Source organism: Streptomyces sp. H27-H1 (assembly GCF_026627445.1).
GTDB lineage: Bacteria > Actinomycetota > Actinomycetes > Streptomycetales > Streptomycetaceae > Streptomyces.
Genome location: NZ_JAPNLJ010000034.1, coordinates 50,520 through 66,047, shown reverse-complemented (window position 1 = coordinate 66,047; position 15,528 = coordinate 50,520). Strand labels below are relative to the sequence as shown.

Genomic DNA, 15,528 nt, shown 5'->3' with positions numbered 1-15,528 from the left:
GAGCCGAGGGCTCAGAGCTCGCCGAACAGCAGGTTCCCCGGGGCGTCCTCCTCGGTGCCGGTGTAGTACTCGCGCACCGCGCCGAGGAGTTCGTCCACCGTCAGGGTGCCGTCCCCGTCCGCGTCGATCCGCCGGAAGAGCGCCTCGGCGTCGGCCTGGCTCAGCCGCGTGTCGAAGGCCTCCTGCGCCTTGTGGAACTCCGCCGGGCTGATGACCCCGTCGCCGTCGGTGTCGACGATCGTCAGGATCGCCTGCACCATCGGGCGGAACGAGCGGTCGTAGGCGGGCCCGCCCTGCGCGTACAGCCGGGTCATGCCCTGCTTGTACTCCTCCGGCGTGACCTTGCCGTCGCGGTCCAGGTCCAGCTCCGTGAACAGCTCCTGCCAGAAGTCGACGAGCCCGCCCATCACCTGGTCCGCCTTGGGCGAGGTGGCCGACTCGCCGAGGGCCGACAGCAGACGGGAACCGAGCCCGATGATGTCGTGCTCGTCGATCACCCGGTCCTCGTTGACGTCCAGGTGGGCGAAGGCGCGGTCCAGCTTGCGGTCGAGCAGGTCGTTCGTCATTTCAGTTGCCTTTCACGGCTACGGTGCGCGGTATCGAAGTGACCTACCGTAATGTCCTCGATGATCACGAACTCCCGTTATCTCGCTGGGAAGTTGCGTATGCACTCTTAAGAGGTATGGGTCAACGGCGTGACGGGCGGCCCGGCCGCGCGCCCGGGGTGGACGCCGTGGGCGGAGTTCTCGTTCCGAGCAACCTTTCGAAGAGTCCTGGCGTCGTACGGACGTACGCACGTTGTACGTACGACGGATGGAGGCCAGAGTGTTGAAGGCGCGGAGCCGGTACGGGCGATGGGCGGCCCGCGCGGGGGTGGCCACGGGGGCGCTGTGGCTGGGCGCGGCCGTGCTGCTGACGGCGCAGCCGGCGTACGCGGCGACCGGCGGGTGTGCGGGGAGCCTGGTGCGGACGCTGCCGTTCTCCACGGGGGAGGTGCGCGTATACAAATCCCGCGACCGGGCCTGTGCGGTGACGGTCGCCCGCAAGCCCGGCCAGCGGCGTGCGATGTCGGTGAGCATCCAGCCGCGCGGCGCCTACCCGGTCCGCGATGCGGGGCAATTCACCCGGTACGCCGGACCCGTCACCGTCCACTCGGTCAACCGCTGCGTGTATGTAAAGGGGAGCGTGGGTACCGGATCCGTCGATTCCGGCTGGATTCTGTGCTGATGGAGCGGCCCAACTAGGTCTGGTCAGGCATACGTTGCCCCGGCTAGGTTCACGGCGACCGAAGTGAACTCAAGGGGAGTGTGAATGCGCAAGACGCTCGGATGGCTGCTGTCGCTCGTGGTGCTGATCGGCACCATGGGCGCGGCCGGCGCCACGGCACAAGCGGCCACCGCCGTGGAACCGTCAGCCGCCACGGATGCCACCGCCACGGATACCACGGCCGCCACGGAAGACATCAAGGACCGGATCCTCGCGATCCCGGGGATGAGCCTGATCGAGGAGAAGCCGTACCCCGGCTACCGCTTCTTCGTGCTGAACTACGAGCAGCCGGTCGACCACCGCACGCCGTGGAAGGGCACCTTCAAGCAGCGCCTGACCCTGCTGCACAAGGACGTCACCCGGCCCACGGTGTTCTTCACCTCCGGCTACAACGTCAACACCAGCCCGCGCCGCAGCGAGCCGACGACCATAGTCGACGGCAACCAGGTGTCACTGGAGTACCGATTCTTCACCCCGTCCCGGCCCGACCCGGCCAACTGGGCGAACCTGGACATCTGGCAGGCCGCCAGTGACCAGCACCGGATCTTCACCGCCCTGAAGAAGGTCTACAAGAAGAACTGGCTCGCCACGGGCGGCAGCAAGGGCGGTATGACGGCCACCTACTTCGAGCGCTTCTACCCGCGCGACATGGACGGCGTCGTCGCCTACGTCGCCCCCAACGACGTGGTGAACAAGGAGGACTCGGCCTACGACCGGTTCTTCGCCAACGTCGGCACCAAGGAGTGCCGCGACAAGCTGAACGCGGTGCAGCGCGAGGCGCTCGTACGCCGGGTCCCGCTGGAGGCCAAGTACGCGACCGCCGCCGCCGAGAACGGCTGGACCTTCACCACCGTCGGCGACCTCGACAAGGCCTTCGAGGCCGTCGTGCTCGACTACGTGTGGGCCTTCTGGCAGTACAGCCTGGTCGCCGACTGCGCCTCGATCCCGGCCGCCGGGACCGCGACCGACCAGGAGATCTGGGACACGATCGACGCGATCTCCGGCTTCTCGGCCTACGCCGACCAGGGCCTGGAGACGTACACGCCGTACTACTACCAGGCGGGCACCCAGCTCGGTTCCCCCGACATCAAGCAGGCCCACCTGGGCAACCTGAGCCGCTACGGCTACCAGCCGCCGCGCAACTTCGTGCCCCGCGACATCCCGATGACCTTCCAGCCGGGCGCGATGCGTGACGTGGACACCTGGGTCAAGAACAACGCGAACCAGATGCTCTTCGTCTACGGGCAGAACGACCCGTGGGGTGCCGAGCCCTTCCACCTGGGCTACGGCGCGCGCGACAGCTACGTGATGACCGCCCCGGGCGCCAACCACGGGGCCAACGTCGCCAAGCTCATGGAGGCCGAGAAGACGCTGGCCACCGAGAAGATCTTGCAGTGGGCCGCAGTGGCCCCGGCCGCCGCGCCCGGCGGCGCCGCGAAGGCCGCGCCACTGGCGAAGCCGGACGCGCAGCTCGACCAGCGGGACATCGAGCGCGAGCCGATGCTGCGCCCGTAGCTCCCCAGAGGCCGCGGGAGGGCGTCAGTACGCCAGCCCGTGGCCCAGCGGGTAGCGCCCCGGCACCGGGACCGGCAGCCGCCCGACAGGGCGTACGGTCCCGGTGACCACCCGGGCCGCCGCCCGCAGCTCCACGTCCGTCCAGGTGTAGGTGGCCAGTTCGGCCGCGCAGGCCGGCAGCCGGGCCGGGTCGTAGGGGTTGCGGATCGCCACCAGCACCACCGGCACACCGGTGGCCAGCAGCCCGGCGACCAGCTCGCGTTGCGGACTGTCGCCCTCGGGAACGTTGTACGTGCACACGAGCACGGCCGCGTTGCCGGGGGCGGCCGCCACCGCACGGGAGGGCGGCAGGGCCGTCGCCCGACAGCCCAGCGCGGACAGCTCCCGGGCCAGTACCGCCGTAGGGGGCCCCGTGGTACCCGTGGGGGAGACCGGGTCGGTCCCGGTGACCAGGAGCAGCGGACGGGCCGCCGGGTCCAGCGGCAGCAGCCCCACCGGATTGGCCAGCAGGGTCGTCGTACGGTCCGCGATCTCCCCGGCGGCCGCCAGGTGCGCCGGGATGCCTACGGCGGCATCCACCGCGTCCACCACCCGCGCCGCTTCCTCGGCCGGCGTCGCCAAGGGTTCGGCCGCGTCGAACAGGCCCCGGCGGGCCTTCAGCTCCAGGATCCGCAGCACCGACTCCTCGATCCGGGCCCGCGTCAGCTCGCCGGACTCCACGGCCGCCACCACGCTGCGGTGGGCGAGCCCCAGGTCCGGCGGGTTCAGCAACTGGTCGCAGCCCGCCTTCAGGGCCAGCACCGGGACCCGGTCGTCCCCGTACTTCTGGCGGACCCCGGCCATGTCGAGGGCGTCGGTGACCACCACCCCCCGGAAGCCCAGGCGTTCGCGCAGGATCCCCGTGACGATCGGCCGCGAGAGGGTCGCCGGATCCCCCGAGGGATCGAGCGCGGGGAAGACGATGTGCGCCGTCATCACCACGTCCACGCCCGCCTCCACGGCCGCCCGGAACGGCGGCTCGTCCAGCTCCTCCCACTGCGCGCGGGTGTGCCGCATCAGCGGCAGCCCGACGTGGCTGTCGGTCCCGGTGTCCCCGTGCCCCGGGAAGTGCTTCGCGGTGGCGGCCACCCCGGCGCCCTGGTAGCCGCGGATCTGGGCGGCCACCAGGGCCGCCACGGCGTGCGGGTCGGCGCCGAACGACCGTACGCCGATGACCGGGTTGGCGGGATCGACGTTCACGTCGGCCACCGGCGCGTAGTTGTGCCGGATGCCCATGGCCGCCAGCTCGACGCCCGCGACGCGCGCGGCCCGGCGGGCCTCGGCCGTGGACCCGCCGGTCCCCAGGGCCAGGGCTCCCAGCGCCATGGCCCCGGGCAGCAGGGTCGCGGGCTTGCCCACGCGGGCGACGGCGCCGTGCTCCTGGTCGATGGAGAGCAGCAGCGGGACGCCGGCTCCGGAGTCCGCGGCGGCCCGCTGGAGCCCGGCCGACAGTTCGGCGATCTGGCGCGGGGAGCGGGTGTTGTGCGCCCAGCCGAAGTAGACGATCCCGCCGAGGTGGTAGCGGGCGACCAGCTCGGCGGCGGTGCGCACCCCGAACAGTGCCTCGTTGCGCTCCGCGTCCTCCGGGTCGGGGCCCGTCGCCGAATGCCCGTACGCCCGCGATACGAAGAGCTGCCCGACCAGTTCGGCCAGGCTCATCCCGGCCATCGTCTCGTGCGGCCGGAATCGGGGGGCGGGGGAGCGGCGCGGCGCGCGGTCGCCCGGCCGGGGGTCGTCGGGGGACGGGCCGCCGGGTCCGCGGGCGGGGCCCACGGCGGCGGAGGCGGCCCCCGCGGCGGTGACGGCGGCCACGGCGGCCACGGTGAGCAGGGTCCGGCGGGAGGCGTGGTTCGGCACGCGCCGGACCCTACTGCGGGGCCGGGCCTCCGGGGCGGGGGACACTCGCGGAGTCCCCCGGACGGGGGGAGACCCGGGGCCAGTGTTCGCGCAGGGTCCGTACGGCCTCGGTGATCGCCGGGCGGCGGGCAGCCCCGGCCCGCCACAGGGCGTACACCCGGCGTACGGGGCCCGGCTCCAGCGGTACGGCCACCGCGCCGGGCGGCAGCGCCCCGGTGCCCAGCCGCGGTACGACGGCCACCCCGAGCCCGGCGGCGACCAGCGCGACGATGGTGTGGTTCTCCTCCGCGACGTGGGTGATGTCGGGCTCGAACCCGGCCGTGCGCAGGGTCCGTACCAGCCAGTCGTGGCAGACCCGGCCGGGCGGCTGGCACACCCAGCGCTGCCCGCCCAGGTCGGAGCGGTGGATGACGGCGCGCGAGGTGAAGGGGTGCCCGGCGGGCACCACGAGGTCGCAGCGGTCGTCCCCGATCACCGCCTGCTCCACGCCCTCGGGGGCGGGCAGCGGGGCGATGTCCCAGTCGTGGGTCACGGCCAGGTCGGTGACCCCGCGCGAGACCAAGTCCATCGACAGGTGCGGGTTGATCTCGGTGAGCCGTACTTCCAGGGCCGGGTGACGGTGGGCCAGCTCCGCGAGAACCCCGGGGAGCAGGCCGCGGGCGGCCGAGGCGAAGGCGGCGACCCGCAGCCGGCCCAGCGGCTGGCCGCGGGACTCCTCCAGCGCGGTCTCGGCCTGCTCCGCGATGGCCATCAGCCGCTGGGCCGTGTCGGCCAGGAGCTTGGCCTCCTCGGTGAGGGCGACCCCGCGGCCGTGGCGTTCGAGCAGGGTGGTGCGGGTCTCCCGCTCCAGTTTGGCGATCTGCTGGGAGACGGCGGAAGGGGTGTACCCGAGGGCGGCCGCGGCCGCGCCCACCGAGCCGTGGACGGAGACGGCGTGCAGGGCGCGCAGCCGGGAGAGGTCGAGCATGCCGGTCAGCTTAGGGGCGTGCCTTCCGGGCCGGGTCGGGCCCGACTTGAGGCTGGATGAAGCATTGCTACATCCGACCCTGAAGACATCCGCGCTGGTGCTGAACGGTCGAGGAGCCGATGCTCGGATCATGCGACCCATACACACCGCCCTCGCGGTCCTCGTAGCCGCGGTCTGGGGTTTCAACTTCGTCGTCATCGAGTTCGGGCTCGGCTCGTTCCCGCCGCTGCTGCTGTCCGCCCTGCGCTTCCTGGTCGCGGCCCTCCCGGCGGTGTTCTTCGTCGGGCGGCCCAAGGTGGCCTGGAAGTGGGTGATCGCGGTCGGCGTGGTGCTCGGCATCGCGAAGTTCGGGCTGCTGTTCTCCGGGATGGCCAACGGGATGCCGGCCGGGCTGTCCTCGCTGGTCCTCCAGGCCCAGGCGGTGTTCACCGCCGTGTTCGCGGCCGTCGTGCTCAAGGAGCGGCCGGGCCGGCTGCGGATCGCGGGCATGGCCGTCGCCTTCACGGGGATCGCGGTGGCCGCCGTGGACGAGGGCGCCTCCGGGCCGGTCCTCGGCTTCACGATGGTGATCGCGGCCGCCGCGTGCTGGGGCGTGTCCAACGTGCTGACCCGCAAGGCCTCCCCGCCCGACGCACTGAACTTCATGGTGTGGGTGAGCGTGGTGCCGGTGCTGCCGCTGGCGGCCCTGTCGCTCCTGATCGAGGGCCCGGAGCGGGACTTGGCGGCGCTGCGCGGGCTCGACTGGAGCGGGGTCGGGGTCATCGTGTACCTCGCCTGGATCACCACGGTGTTCGGCTTCGGGGCGTGGGGGTACCTGCTGCGCACCTATCCCGCCTCCTCGGTGGCCCCCTTCTCGCTGCTGGTCCCGGTCTTCGGGATGAGCTCGGCGGCTCTGGTGCTGGGGGAGGACGTGAGCGGGCTGCGCTGGGTGGCGGCCGTCCTGCTCGTCGGCGGGGTGGCGGCGACCTCACTGGTGCCCTCGAAGCCCCGGCCGGCGACGGCGGCGGGCGACACCCCGGCGGCCGGATCCGTAGCCGCATCCGTACCCGTGCCTGCATCCGTACCCGCGCCCGAGCCCGGCTCCGATGCGCACCCCGACCCCGACCCCGAGCCCGGCACGGCGGTTCCGCTTCCGGCTGCGGGCGGCCGCTAGCGGGGCCCGTTCCGGCCCCGGGCCGCCCGGACCGCACTCTCGCGGCCCGGGCGGCCCGGGGCGTCGGACGCCGGTCAGACGCCGTTGAACGGCTCCTTGCCCAGCAGGTATCCGGCGTGCAGCCGGTTGCGGGCGCCGATGCTCTTCATGATGTTCGCGATATGGCGCTGGCAATTGCGCAGCGATATCCCGACTACATGCGCTATTCGGTTGTCCGATTCACCCTGAATGAGTAGTGCGACGATGGTCTGCTGAATGTCGGAGGTAATTGCCGCGCGGGCCGGCCGGTCACCGTCCGAGGCGAATTTCTCGGCGGCACTCCAGGCCCGCTCGAAACCCTCCACAAGGAATGAGACAAGATGGCTGTTTCTCGCTACTGCCGCTCCGTGTGATCCGTCCGATAGCGGCAAGATCGCCACTTCCCTGTCGAAGATGATGCAGCGCGGAAATCCGTGCGCGAGCGTGTGCACCTGCGCGCCGAGCGGCGTGACCCGTTCGACGAAAGAGGCCGTGGCCGGGCTGAACCGGGCCGTGTGCTGGTACAGGGTTCGCATCCGCACACCGCGCTCCAGCAGGTGCTCGGTGCGCTCCAGGCTCTCCTGGAGCACCTCCTCGTCCCGGGCTCCGCCGGGCTGGGAGGTCAGTACCTCGGTGCGGCAGCCGTCCGCGAGGCCCGTGATGAGCTTGCGCACGTCCCCCACGCCGGGGATCAGCTCCAGTGCGGTGTCGTCCTGGATGTGCGCCGTAGTGAGGGTCAACTCATCTAGATCTCCGCGTAGTTGATCTAGAAGGGTCTGGGTCTCGTTCAGGCCGTGCTGCGCCGGATTGAGGACCTTGATGCGCGCGTGGTCCACGGGATACGGGGTGTAGATGCCCGTCACGGGGCACTTGCCGAGCAGCCCCAGGGTGTCCAGAGCGGCCGCGGCCTCCTCCGTCTCGGAGGGGTCCAAGTCCAGTGCCGCGGCGGCTGTTTCGCATGTTGTACCCGGTGTCTGTGTGCAGAGCCGGTAGAGACGATCTCCGGCAGGGGTGAGCCGGGGTATGGGTAAAGGGTGGACTTGTCGGATTGATTTCAATTCATCCCCCTGTCATGTTTTCGCCAGCGGCAACATGATCCCAGAAAGGGATGGCTCCGGATGTCGTCGAACGGACAGGATGATGCCGAAGCTGATCCGGACCGCAAGACATCTTGAGGGGCAGGTAAGCATGCCACGTATAGCGAGTTTTCTCCTCGCCATTGCGGCAACTGTCGCGGTGTCCGTCTTCCTTGCCCCGTCGATGAGTGGTGCGGCGAACATCGCGGCTTCCGCTGGTCCGGGTCAGGTAGTCAACGATCTCGGCTGGGGATGAGATGCCTCGTAGTAAGTCGTACAACACGTACTCCAACCTGCAGCGTCCTGAGTTCCGCAAGCGCGTCGACGAGCTTCTGCTGAAGTTCGAGCGGGACTTCTACGAGCGCAGCGCAGGCGCGGACGGGATGCTCGACAAGGAGAAGTTCGACCTCGAACTGTACAAGCGGCACAACGTGGAGACGATGATCCGCATCGGCCTCAAGCGCGCCGTCGACCCGCTCATCGCCAACTACTGGGCCACCCGTGACCCGCAGCTCTGCAAGGAGTGGGGGCTGTACGGCGCGGAAGAGGGCCGCCACGACCGCATGTTCGCCGGCGACCTGCACAAGGTCGGCATGACGGACGAGGAGATATACGCGATCCGTCCGACCTTCGCCACCGAGCTGCTCAACGGCTACTTCTACTACACGATGGCCACCGAGGGTCCGCTGGCCGCGATGATCAGCGGGTTCTACCTGGAGTACATCGCAGGCAAGACGCAGCCCGACTGGCTGGACATCATGGAGCAGCACGTCGGGGCCGCCAACACCAAGGGCGCCCGCGCCCACCTGGCCCTCGACGACGACGACGACCACGTCGACATGGTCTGGAACCTGATCATGCGCATCATCGACAACGAGGTCGACGAGGAGCGCTTCGTCGGGCACCTCATCAAGATCAACTCACTCTTCGTGTCCTACTTCGTCGAGGTCTACGCGGCCACGGTGCTCGGCGCCGGCGCCGACCCCTCGCTGCTGACCCAGGCCGCACCGGCCGCCGCCGTACAGACCAACCTGCAGACGAGGGCCACCGCTTCGGTCTGACCGACCGGCCCACACCTGCCGGCCACATCCTGAAAGGCCGACACTCCCGCAGTCCGGCGATCCCGGGCATTGCGTTCCAGATGTGCGGCGCCGCCCCACGGGGCAGCGCGCGCGATGTCCGGGGTCCGGCTGCTCCACCGTCTACTCACCAAGGAAGACGATGCACTATTCATGGCCTCGCGAGCTGTCCGAACAGGACATGCGCGAAATGATCGAACTGATGGACGCCGTCGCGGTCAAGGAAATGACCCTCGGCTTCTACGAACCCGTGGGACTGGAGAAGGGCCTGCCCCTGATGCGGGCCTTCGAGGCCGACCTGCGCAAGGGCGCCGTCGACCTCCTCCACGTCCGCAACGACGAAGGCCGCATCGTCGGCATGGTGACGCTCGCCCGGGCCCCGCTGCCCGCCCGGCGCCACATCGTCGAGATGCGCCGCTGCGTCGTCGCCACCGACTACCGCGGGCAGTTCCTGCTCGAAGGCTGGGCCGAGGCCCTGCGCAAGGTCGGGGAGATGGGCTGCGACGTCATCACGCTCGAGGTCCGCGACGACGGCCCCTCCGCGCTCTGGCAGCGCCTGGGCTTCCGCGAGTACGGCCGGCTGCCCGACTACGCCCGCGCCGACGGCCAGCCCGTGACCGGCTTCTACATGCACGCCCGGCTCGCCGACATCACGGCCCACTTCGAGGCCACCGGCACCTGGCTGTACGAGCTCGAGACGGACCGCGTCGCGGTCGCGAGCTGACCTCCGCACCGGCAGGCCGCACGCGCACCACGCCTGAAGCGCAACAGGCCTGAAGCGCAACAGGCCTGACGCGCACCACGCCTGACACACCACTCGCGCACCCGCACCCGCGCCTGTATCCGTACCCGCGCCCGTATCCGTACCTTCCGCGCCCCTCCTGACCGCCGCGCCGCCCGACAAGGCCGCGCCGGCCCCCGCACCGAGCACGCCGTGACCGCCCCGGGCCGATCCGCCCGCGCGCTACGGCCCTTCGCGGCCGAACCGGCCGGTGCGCACCTCTGCGCAATCCGTAATCCGTGATCCGCCGTCTCCACGGCACCCACCGCCCGCCAGGGCGCACATCGACGTGCGCCGACCGGGCTCGGGAACCACACCACTTCACCGAAGGGCACAGCCATGTCCAAGATCGCCGTCCTGACCAACGACCTGCAGTACGAACTGGTCGAGAAGAACCCGGAGCGCGTCGCCGCCGTCGAGGCCGCGACCGCCCACTTCACCGGCTTCCTCGACGAGATGCGCAGCCGCGGCCACCACATCTTCCACCTGCAGCTGGTCAACGACCCGGACGACCCGAACGCCGAGCGCTACGACGGCTACCTCCCGGTCCAGCGCGGCACCCACGGCGCCGACATCATCGAGGCCTTCCTGGCCCCCGAGGACGTCGTCATGGAGAAGAGCAAGGACTCGGGCTTCTACGAGACCGACCTGCACGAGCGACTCCAGGCCCTCGGCGTCGACACCGTGCTGATCACCGGAATGCAGACGCAGATATGCGTCCAGACCACCGCCGCCGACGCCTTCTTCCGCGGCTACAACATCTGGGTCCCGTCCGACTGCGTCGTCTCGGCCCGCCTGGACGACAAGCAGCGCGCCCTGGACTGGCTGGAGGGCTACTGCGCCACGGTGAGCGACTCCACCGAGGTCATCAAGGTCCTCGACGCCGAGGGCGGCCTGCCGCGCAAGAACATCAAGACCCCGTGACCACGCCCCACCCCACAACGGCCCCATCCCGGGCCCACTCCGGAAAGGAACGAACCGGCATGACCACGAGCGTGGATCCCACCGAATTCATCGTCCTCGACCACGGAACCGGCGCGAAACTGAGCCAGGACCTGGTCCAGCTGATCGCCGCGACCCTCGGCGACGTGTACGTCGGCATCATGGAGGACAGCGCGGTCCTCAAGATCGAGGGCGACCGCATCGCGATGACCACCGACTCCTTCGTGATCGACCCGCCGTTCTTCGGCAACGGGGACATCGGGAAGATCGCGGTCTGCGGCACCGTCAACGACCTGGCCGTGGCCGGTGCCCGGCCCAAGTACCTCACCCTCGGCATGATCCTGGAGACCGGGCTCCCCATACCCAAGCTGGTCCAGGTCCTGGAGTCGATCCGCGACACCGCCCGCGAGGCCTGCGTACAGATCGTCGGCGGGGACACCAAGGTGGTCCGCAAGGGCGAGGCCGACCAGATCTACCTGAACACCGCCGGCGTCGGGGTCTTCGAGCGCGAGCCGCTCACCATGACCGACGTACGCCCCGGCGACAAGGTGATCCTCAGCGGCCCCATCGGCAACCACACGGTGCACCTGCTCTCCATCCGCGAGGGCCTCGGCTTCGAACAGCGCGTGGACAGCGACTGCGCCCCGCTCAACGGCCTGGTCGACACGGTCCTGTCGAACGTCGAGGCCGGCGCCGTCCGCTCGATGCGCGACGTCACCCGCGGCGGACTGACGGCCGTGCTCCACGAGTACGCCCACAAGCTCGGCCGCACCATCCGCGTCACCGAGGACGACCTGCCCATCCAGCACGAGACCGCGATGGCCGCGGACATGCTCGGCATCAACCCGCTGCACTGCGCCAACGAGGGCTGCCTCGCCGTCTTCGTGGCCCCGGAGGCGGAAGCCGAGGTGCTGGCCGCCCTGCACTCCCTGCCCTACGGGAAGCACGCGGTCACCATCGGCGAGATCTCCGAGGACACCGAGGCCCTGGTGCTGCTCCGCGACAAGGACGGTCGCGAGACCCAGCTCGAGGAACTGCTCGGCGCCGAACTCCCCCGGCTCTGCTGAGAAAGGGACCGAGGAAACCGCCATGAGCACCGAGCAGACCGTCACGGAGCGGCCCGACAGCACCATCGACGAGTGGCGCATCCGCGTCACCGGCGTGGTCCAGGGCGTCGGCTACCGGCCGTTCGTCTACAAGCTGGCCCGTGAACTCGGCCTCTCCGGCTGGGTTCGCAACGACCCCGAGGGCGTGCTGGTGGAGGCGTCCGGACCGGTCGCCGCCCTGGAGGAGTTCGCGGCAGGCCTCAGCGGCCGCGCCCCCGAACTCGCCCGGGTGGACGAGGTCCGGCCGACCCGCGGACTGGACCGGGGCACCGTGCCCCCGGGCCCGTTCACCATCGTGCACAGCGAGCACACCGGAGCCAGGTCCGCGCTGCTCCCGGCGGACACCCACGTATGCGGCGACTGCCAGGCGGAACTTCGCGACCCGAAGGACCGCCGGCACCGCTACCCCTTCATCAACTGCACCAACTGCGGGCCCAGGTACTCCATCATCCAGGACCTGCCCTACGACCGTCCGATGACCACCATGGCCACCTTCACCATGTGTGCGCACTGCAAGGACGAGTACGAGGACCCGATGGACCGGCGCTACCACGCGCAGCCCAACGCGTGCCCGGAGTGCGGCCCCCAGCTGCTGCTCCAGGACCGCGAGGGCAACGCGGCCGCAGGGGACGAGGCCCTCCTGCGGGCCGCCCGGGTGCTGGCCGACGGCGGGATCGCGGCCGTCAAGAGCGTCGGCGGCTTCCACCTCGTGGTGGACGCGACGAACGCGGAGGCCGTGGCCCTGCTGCGCAGCCGCAAGCGCCGCGACTCCAAGCCGTTCGCGGTGATGGTCCGCGACCTCACCACGGCGCAGCAGCTGGTGGAGCTCTCCGAAGCGGAGATCGACGTCCTTCGCTCGCCGGCCCGGCCCATCCTGCTGGCGCGCAAGCGCGCGGGTTCCCTCCCGGAGTCCGTGGCGCCGCGCAACCCCAACCTGGGGATCATGCTGCCCTCGGCACCCCACCACCACCTGCTGCTGGACGAGCCCGGCCTCGAAGCCCTCGTCGCCACCAGCGGCAACATCTCCGGCTACCCCATCGCCTACCGCAACGAAGAGGCCCTGGAGCAGCTCTTCGAGATCGCGGACGTGATCCTCTACCACGACCGCGACATCGAGATCCGCGTCGACGACTCGGTGGTCCGCCTCTCCGACCACCCCGACCTGGACGCGCCGCTGCTCCAGTTCATCCGCCGGGCCCGCGGCTACGCCCCCTACCCGGTGGACGTGGGCCGCGAGGTGGCCCCCGTGGTCGCCCTCGGCGCCGAACTGAAGACGACCGTCGCCCTCACCAACGGCTCGCAGGTCTTCCTCAGCCAGCACATCGGCGACCTCAAGAACGACGAGACCTTCGCCGCGCACCACCGCACCGCCCGGCACCTGGCGCAGCTGTACGCGCTCAAGCCGGAGGTCACGGCGCACGACATGCACCCGCAGTTCCGCTCCACCCGGGCCGCCCTGGACGACGACGGCACCGGCCCGGCGCTTCCCACCGTGGAAGTCCAGCACCACCACGCGCACATGGCCTCCTGCATGGCGGAGAACCACGTGAGCGGCACCACCCTGGGCGTCGTCTTCGACGGCTTCGGCTACGGCGAGGACGGCACCGTCTGGGGCGGGGAGTTCCTCCTCGGGGACTTCGCCGCCTACCGCCGGGTCGGCCGGATGCGCGGGCTGCCGCTGATCGGCGGGGACCAGGCCGTACGCGAACCCATCCGCACGGGGTACGCGCTCGCCCTGGACGCCTTCGACGGGGACGGGGAACGGGCCCTGGCGGGCTTCCCCGCCCTCGCCGCCCTCGACGAGCAGCGTCGCAAGGTGTTCGCGACGATGGCCACCCGCGGGATCAACTCCCCGCCCACCTCCAGCATGGGCCGGCTCTTCGACGGGGCCGCCGCCCTCGCCGGGGTCTGCGCCAAGGCCGAGTACGAGGCCCAGGGCCCGATCGAGCTGGAAGGGCTGCTGGACCGCGACAGTGCCCAGGAGCCGCAGGCCTCGTACCGCTTCGGTGCCTACGCGGCGGACGGGCTGACCGAGGTGGACCCGCGGCCCGTGATCCGGGCCATGGCCGCCGACATCGCCGCGGGACTGCCCGTGGACCGGATCAGCCGCCGGTTCCACACGGCCGTCGTCGAGATGGTGCGCGAGCGCTGCAAGGCCCTGCGGGAGGAGACCGGGGTCAACCAGGTCGCCCTTTCCGGAGGCGTGTTCCTCAACGAGTTCCTGCTGCTCAACTGTCTGACCGGGCTGACCGCCGACGGGTTCGACACCTATGTCCACCGGCTCGTCCCGACCAATGACGGAGGAATCGCCCTCGGCCAGGTCATGGTCGCCGACGCCCGCTCACACCTGAGGAAGTGACGACGTGACCACCCTCACGCCGGACGAGATGTACACCTTCGTCGAGGCGCGCGAATCGGGCGCCCGGACCTACGCCAACGCTTTCGGCCGGCTCCTCACCGAAGGCCACGGCGCGCGGATCCGCGACGGGCACGGCCGCGAGTACCTGGACTGCCTCGCAGCGGCGGGCACCCTCGCCCTGGGGCACAACCACCCCGAAGTACTGGACAAGGTGGGGGAGTACCTCGCCTCCGGTCAGGTTCAGCAGGCACTGGACCTGACCACCCCCGCCAAGTACGAGTACCTCCAGGCGCTGTACGCACGGCTGCCGGGCACCATGGCGGACACCTTCAAGACGCAGTTCTGCGGACCGGCGGGCACCGACGCCACCGAGGCCGCCATCAAACTGTTCAAGATCGCCACCGGCCGCCGGACGGTGATCTCCTTCCACGGGGCCTACCACGGGATGACGGCGGGCGCCCTCGCCCTCACCGGCAACCTGGGCGCCAAGGAGTCCGTGCCCTCCCTCATGCCGGACGTCCACCACCTCCCCTACCCCTACGACTACCGCTGCCCCTTCGGGATCGGCGGCGAGGCGGGCATCCAGGCCGGCCTGACCTACATCGAGCGGCTGCTCACCGACCCGGAGAGCGGGATCACCAGACCGGCCGCGGTCTTCGTCGAAGCGGTCCAGGGCGAAGGCGGGGTCATCCCGGCTCCGGCCGCCTGGCTGCGCGGACTGCGGGAGATCACCGCCAGGCTGGACATCCCGCTGGTCCTGGACGAGATCCAGGCGGGCTTCGGACGCACCGGCACCATGTGGGCCTTCGAGGAGTCCGGGATCGAGCCCGACGCCGTACTGGTGTCCAAGGCGGCCGGCGGCGGCTTCCCCCTGTCGCTGCTCCTTTACCACGGCAAGTACGACGCCTGGGCTCCCGGCGCCCACGCGGGCACCTTCCGCGGCAACCAGATCGCCCTGGTCGCCGGACTCGCCGCCATGCGGGTCACGGAGTCCGAGGGGCTCATCGAAAAGGCGGCCGCCAAGGGCAAGTTGATCGCCTCCCTCCTCGGCCGGCTGGCCGCCGGCCACCCCGAGATCGGCCAGGTACGCGGCCGGGGCCTGATGTGGGGCATCGAGATCGTCAACCCCGAGGGCCCGGCCGACCACCTCGGAACCCTGCCCGCCGACGGGGCCCGCGCCAAACGCGTCAAACGCGCCTGCCTGGACCACGGGCTGCTGCTGGAGAGCGGCGGCCGGCACGGCGCCGTACTCCGGCTGCTCCCGCCACTGGTGATCACCGACGAGGAGATCCACGAGATGGCGGCGGCCCTGGAGAAAGCTCTGATCGACTGCGCCTGAGCCGGATCGGCCGGTTCGGACACGGCAGAGC

The 15,528-nt window shown here is 70.7% G+C and carries 13 protein-coding genes; 9 read left to right on the top strand and 4 right to left on the bottom strand.

The annotated features are described in order from the left end of the window. Positions 1-11: 11 nt before the first annotated feature. Entirely contained in the window at positions 12-566 is a 555-nt protein-coding gene (locus OTB20_RS29765) for an EF-hand domain-containing protein (protein ID WP_267822170.1), read from the bottom strand. A 259-nt stretch (positions 567-825) separates the two neighbouring features. Here OTB20_RS29765 and OTB20_RS29760 point away from each other — a divergent pair, with 259 nt between their 5' ends. Together OTB20_RS29760 and OTB20_RS29755 are read left to right on the top strand one after the other, a co-directional pair. Next, entirely contained in the window at positions 826-1,227 is a 402-nt protein-coding gene (locus tag OTB20_RS29760; RefSeq protein ID WP_324290433.1) for a hypothetical protein, read from the top strand. An 84-nt stretch (positions 1,228-1,311) separates the two neighbouring features. Next, positions 1,312-2,781 carry a S28 family serine protease gene (locus OTB20_RS29755; RefSeq protein ID WP_267822166.1) on the top strand — a complete coding sequence of 490 codons (1,470 nt, stop codon included), beginning with the start codon at positions 1,312-1,314 and terminating at the stop codon, positions 2,779-2,781. Positions 2,782-2,805: 24 nt separating this feature from the next. On the opposite strand, the gene OTB20_RS29750 is transcribed toward OTB20_RS29755, so the two are convergent. Beyond that, positions 2,806-4,677, bottom strand: a complete 1,872-nt coding sequence (locus OTB20_RS29750; protein WP_267822165.1) for a glycoside hydrolase family 3 protein — start codon at positions 4,675-4,677, stop codon at positions 2,806-2,808. A gap of 10 nt (positions 4,678-4,687) precedes the next feature. Then, positions 4,688-5,644, bottom strand: coding sequence for a LysR family transcriptional regulator (locus tag OTB20_RS29745; RefSeq protein ID WP_267760699.1), 957 nt, complete (start codon positions 5,642-5,644; stop codon positions 4,688-4,690). A 130-nt stretch (positions 5,645-5,774) separates the two neighbouring features. Between OTB20_RS29745 and OTB20_RS29740 the strand changes: the two genes are divergently transcribed. Next, positions 5,775-6,797 (top strand): EamA family transporter, encoded by a 1,023-nt coding sequence (locus tag OTB20_RS29740; RefSeq protein ID WP_267822164.1) that lies wholly within the window; start codon positions 5,775-5,777, stop codon positions 6,795-6,797. A gap of 74 nt (positions 6,798-6,871) precedes the next feature. Here the strand turns inward: OTB20_RS29740 and OTB20_RS29735 are convergent, their stop codons facing one another. Continuing rightward, positions 6,872-7,747: a helix-turn-helix transcriptional regulator gene (locus OTB20_RS29735; protein ID WP_267822162.1), complete on the bottom strand. Its 876-nt coding sequence runs from the start codon at positions 7,745-7,747 to the stop codon at positions 6,872-6,874. A 401-nt stretch (positions 7,748-8,148) separates the two neighbouring features. Here OTB20_RS29735 and OTB20_RS29730 point away from each other — a divergent pair, with 401 nt between their 5' ends. From OTB20_RS29730 to OTB20_RS29705, 6 genes are all read left to right on the top strand, one after another. Then, positions 8,149-8,952, top strand: coding sequence for a hypothetical protein (locus tag OTB20_RS29730; protein ID WP_267822161.1), 804 nt, complete (start codon positions 8,149-8,151; stop codon positions 8,950-8,952). 160 nt (positions 8,953-9,112) lie between these two features. Continuing rightward, positions 9,113-9,694: a GNAT family N-acetyltransferase gene (locus tag OTB20_RS29725; RefSeq protein WP_267822160.1), complete on the top strand. Its 582-nt coding sequence runs from the start codon at positions 9,113-9,115 to the stop codon at positions 9,692-9,694. 396 nt (positions 9,695-10,090) lie between these two features. After that, a complete protein-coding gene (locus tag OTB20_RS29720) occupies positions 10,091-10,675 on the top strand; it encodes a cysteine hydrolase family protein (protein WP_267753611.1) in 585 nt (194 codons plus the stop codon). Positions 10,676-10,734: 59 nt separating this feature from the next. Then, the gene (gene hypE, locus OTB20_RS29715) at positions 10,735-11,760 is read left to right on the top strand and encodes a hydrogenase expression/formation protein HypE (RefSeq protein ID WP_267822158.1); all 1,026 of its coding nucleotides are present in this window, start codon (positions 10,735-10,737) and stop codon (positions 11,758-11,760) included. A 22-nt stretch (positions 11,761-11,782) separates the two neighbouring features. After that, positions 11,783-14,158 carry a carbamoyltransferase HypF gene (gene hypF, locus OTB20_RS29710; RefSeq protein ID WP_267822157.1) on the top strand — a complete coding sequence of 792 codons (2,376 nt, stop codon included), beginning with the start codon at positions 11,783-11,785 and terminating at the stop codon, positions 14,156-14,158. 4 nt (positions 14,159-14,162) lie between these two features. Continuing rightward, entirely contained in the window at positions 14,163-15,497 is a 1,335-nt protein-coding gene (locus OTB20_RS29705; protein WP_267822155.1) for a diaminobutyrate--2-oxoglutarate transaminase family protein, read from the top strand. Positions 15,498-15,528: the final 31 nt, after the last annotated feature.

What these genes read in the sequence shown, in the direction of transcription:
- OTB20_RS29740 (WP_267822164.1), top strand. Translation starts at nt 5,775, where the DNA reads ATGCGACCCATACACACCGCCCTCGCGGTCCTCGTAGCCGCGGTCTGG.
- OTB20_RS29745 (WP_267760699.1), bottom strand. Translation starts at nt 5,644, where the DNA reads ATGCTCGACCTCTCCCGGCTGCGCGCCCTGCACGCCGTCTCCGTCCAC.
- OTB20_RS29755 (WP_267822166.1), top strand. Translation starts at nt 1,312, where the DNA reads ATGCGCAAGACGCTCGGATGGCTGCTGTCGCTCGTGGTGCTGATCGGC.
- OTB20_RS29730 (WP_267822161.1), top strand. Translation starts at nt 8,149, where the DNA reads ATGCCTCGTAGTAAGTCGTACAACACGTACTCCAACCTGCAGCGTCCT.
- hypE (WP_267822158.1), top strand. Translation starts at nt 10,735, where the DNA reads ATGACCACGAGCGTGGATCCCACCGAATTCATCGTCCTCGACCACGGA.
- hypF (WP_267822157.1), top strand. Translation starts at nt 11,783, where the DNA reads ATGAGCACCGAGCAGACCGTCACGGAGCGGCCCGACAGCACCATCGAC.
- OTB20_RS29765 (WP_267822170.1), bottom strand. Translation starts at nt 566, where the DNA reads ATGACGAACGACCTGCTCGACCGCAAGCTGGACCGCGCCTTCGCCCAC.
- OTB20_RS29725 (WP_267822160.1), top strand. Translation starts at nt 9,113, where the DNA reads ATGCACTATTCATGGCCTCGCGAGCTGTCCGAACAGGACATGCGCGAA.
- OTB20_RS29720 (WP_267753611.1), top strand. Translation starts at nt 10,091, where the DNA reads ATGTCCAAGATCGCCGTCCTGACCAACGACCTGCAGTACGAACTGGTC.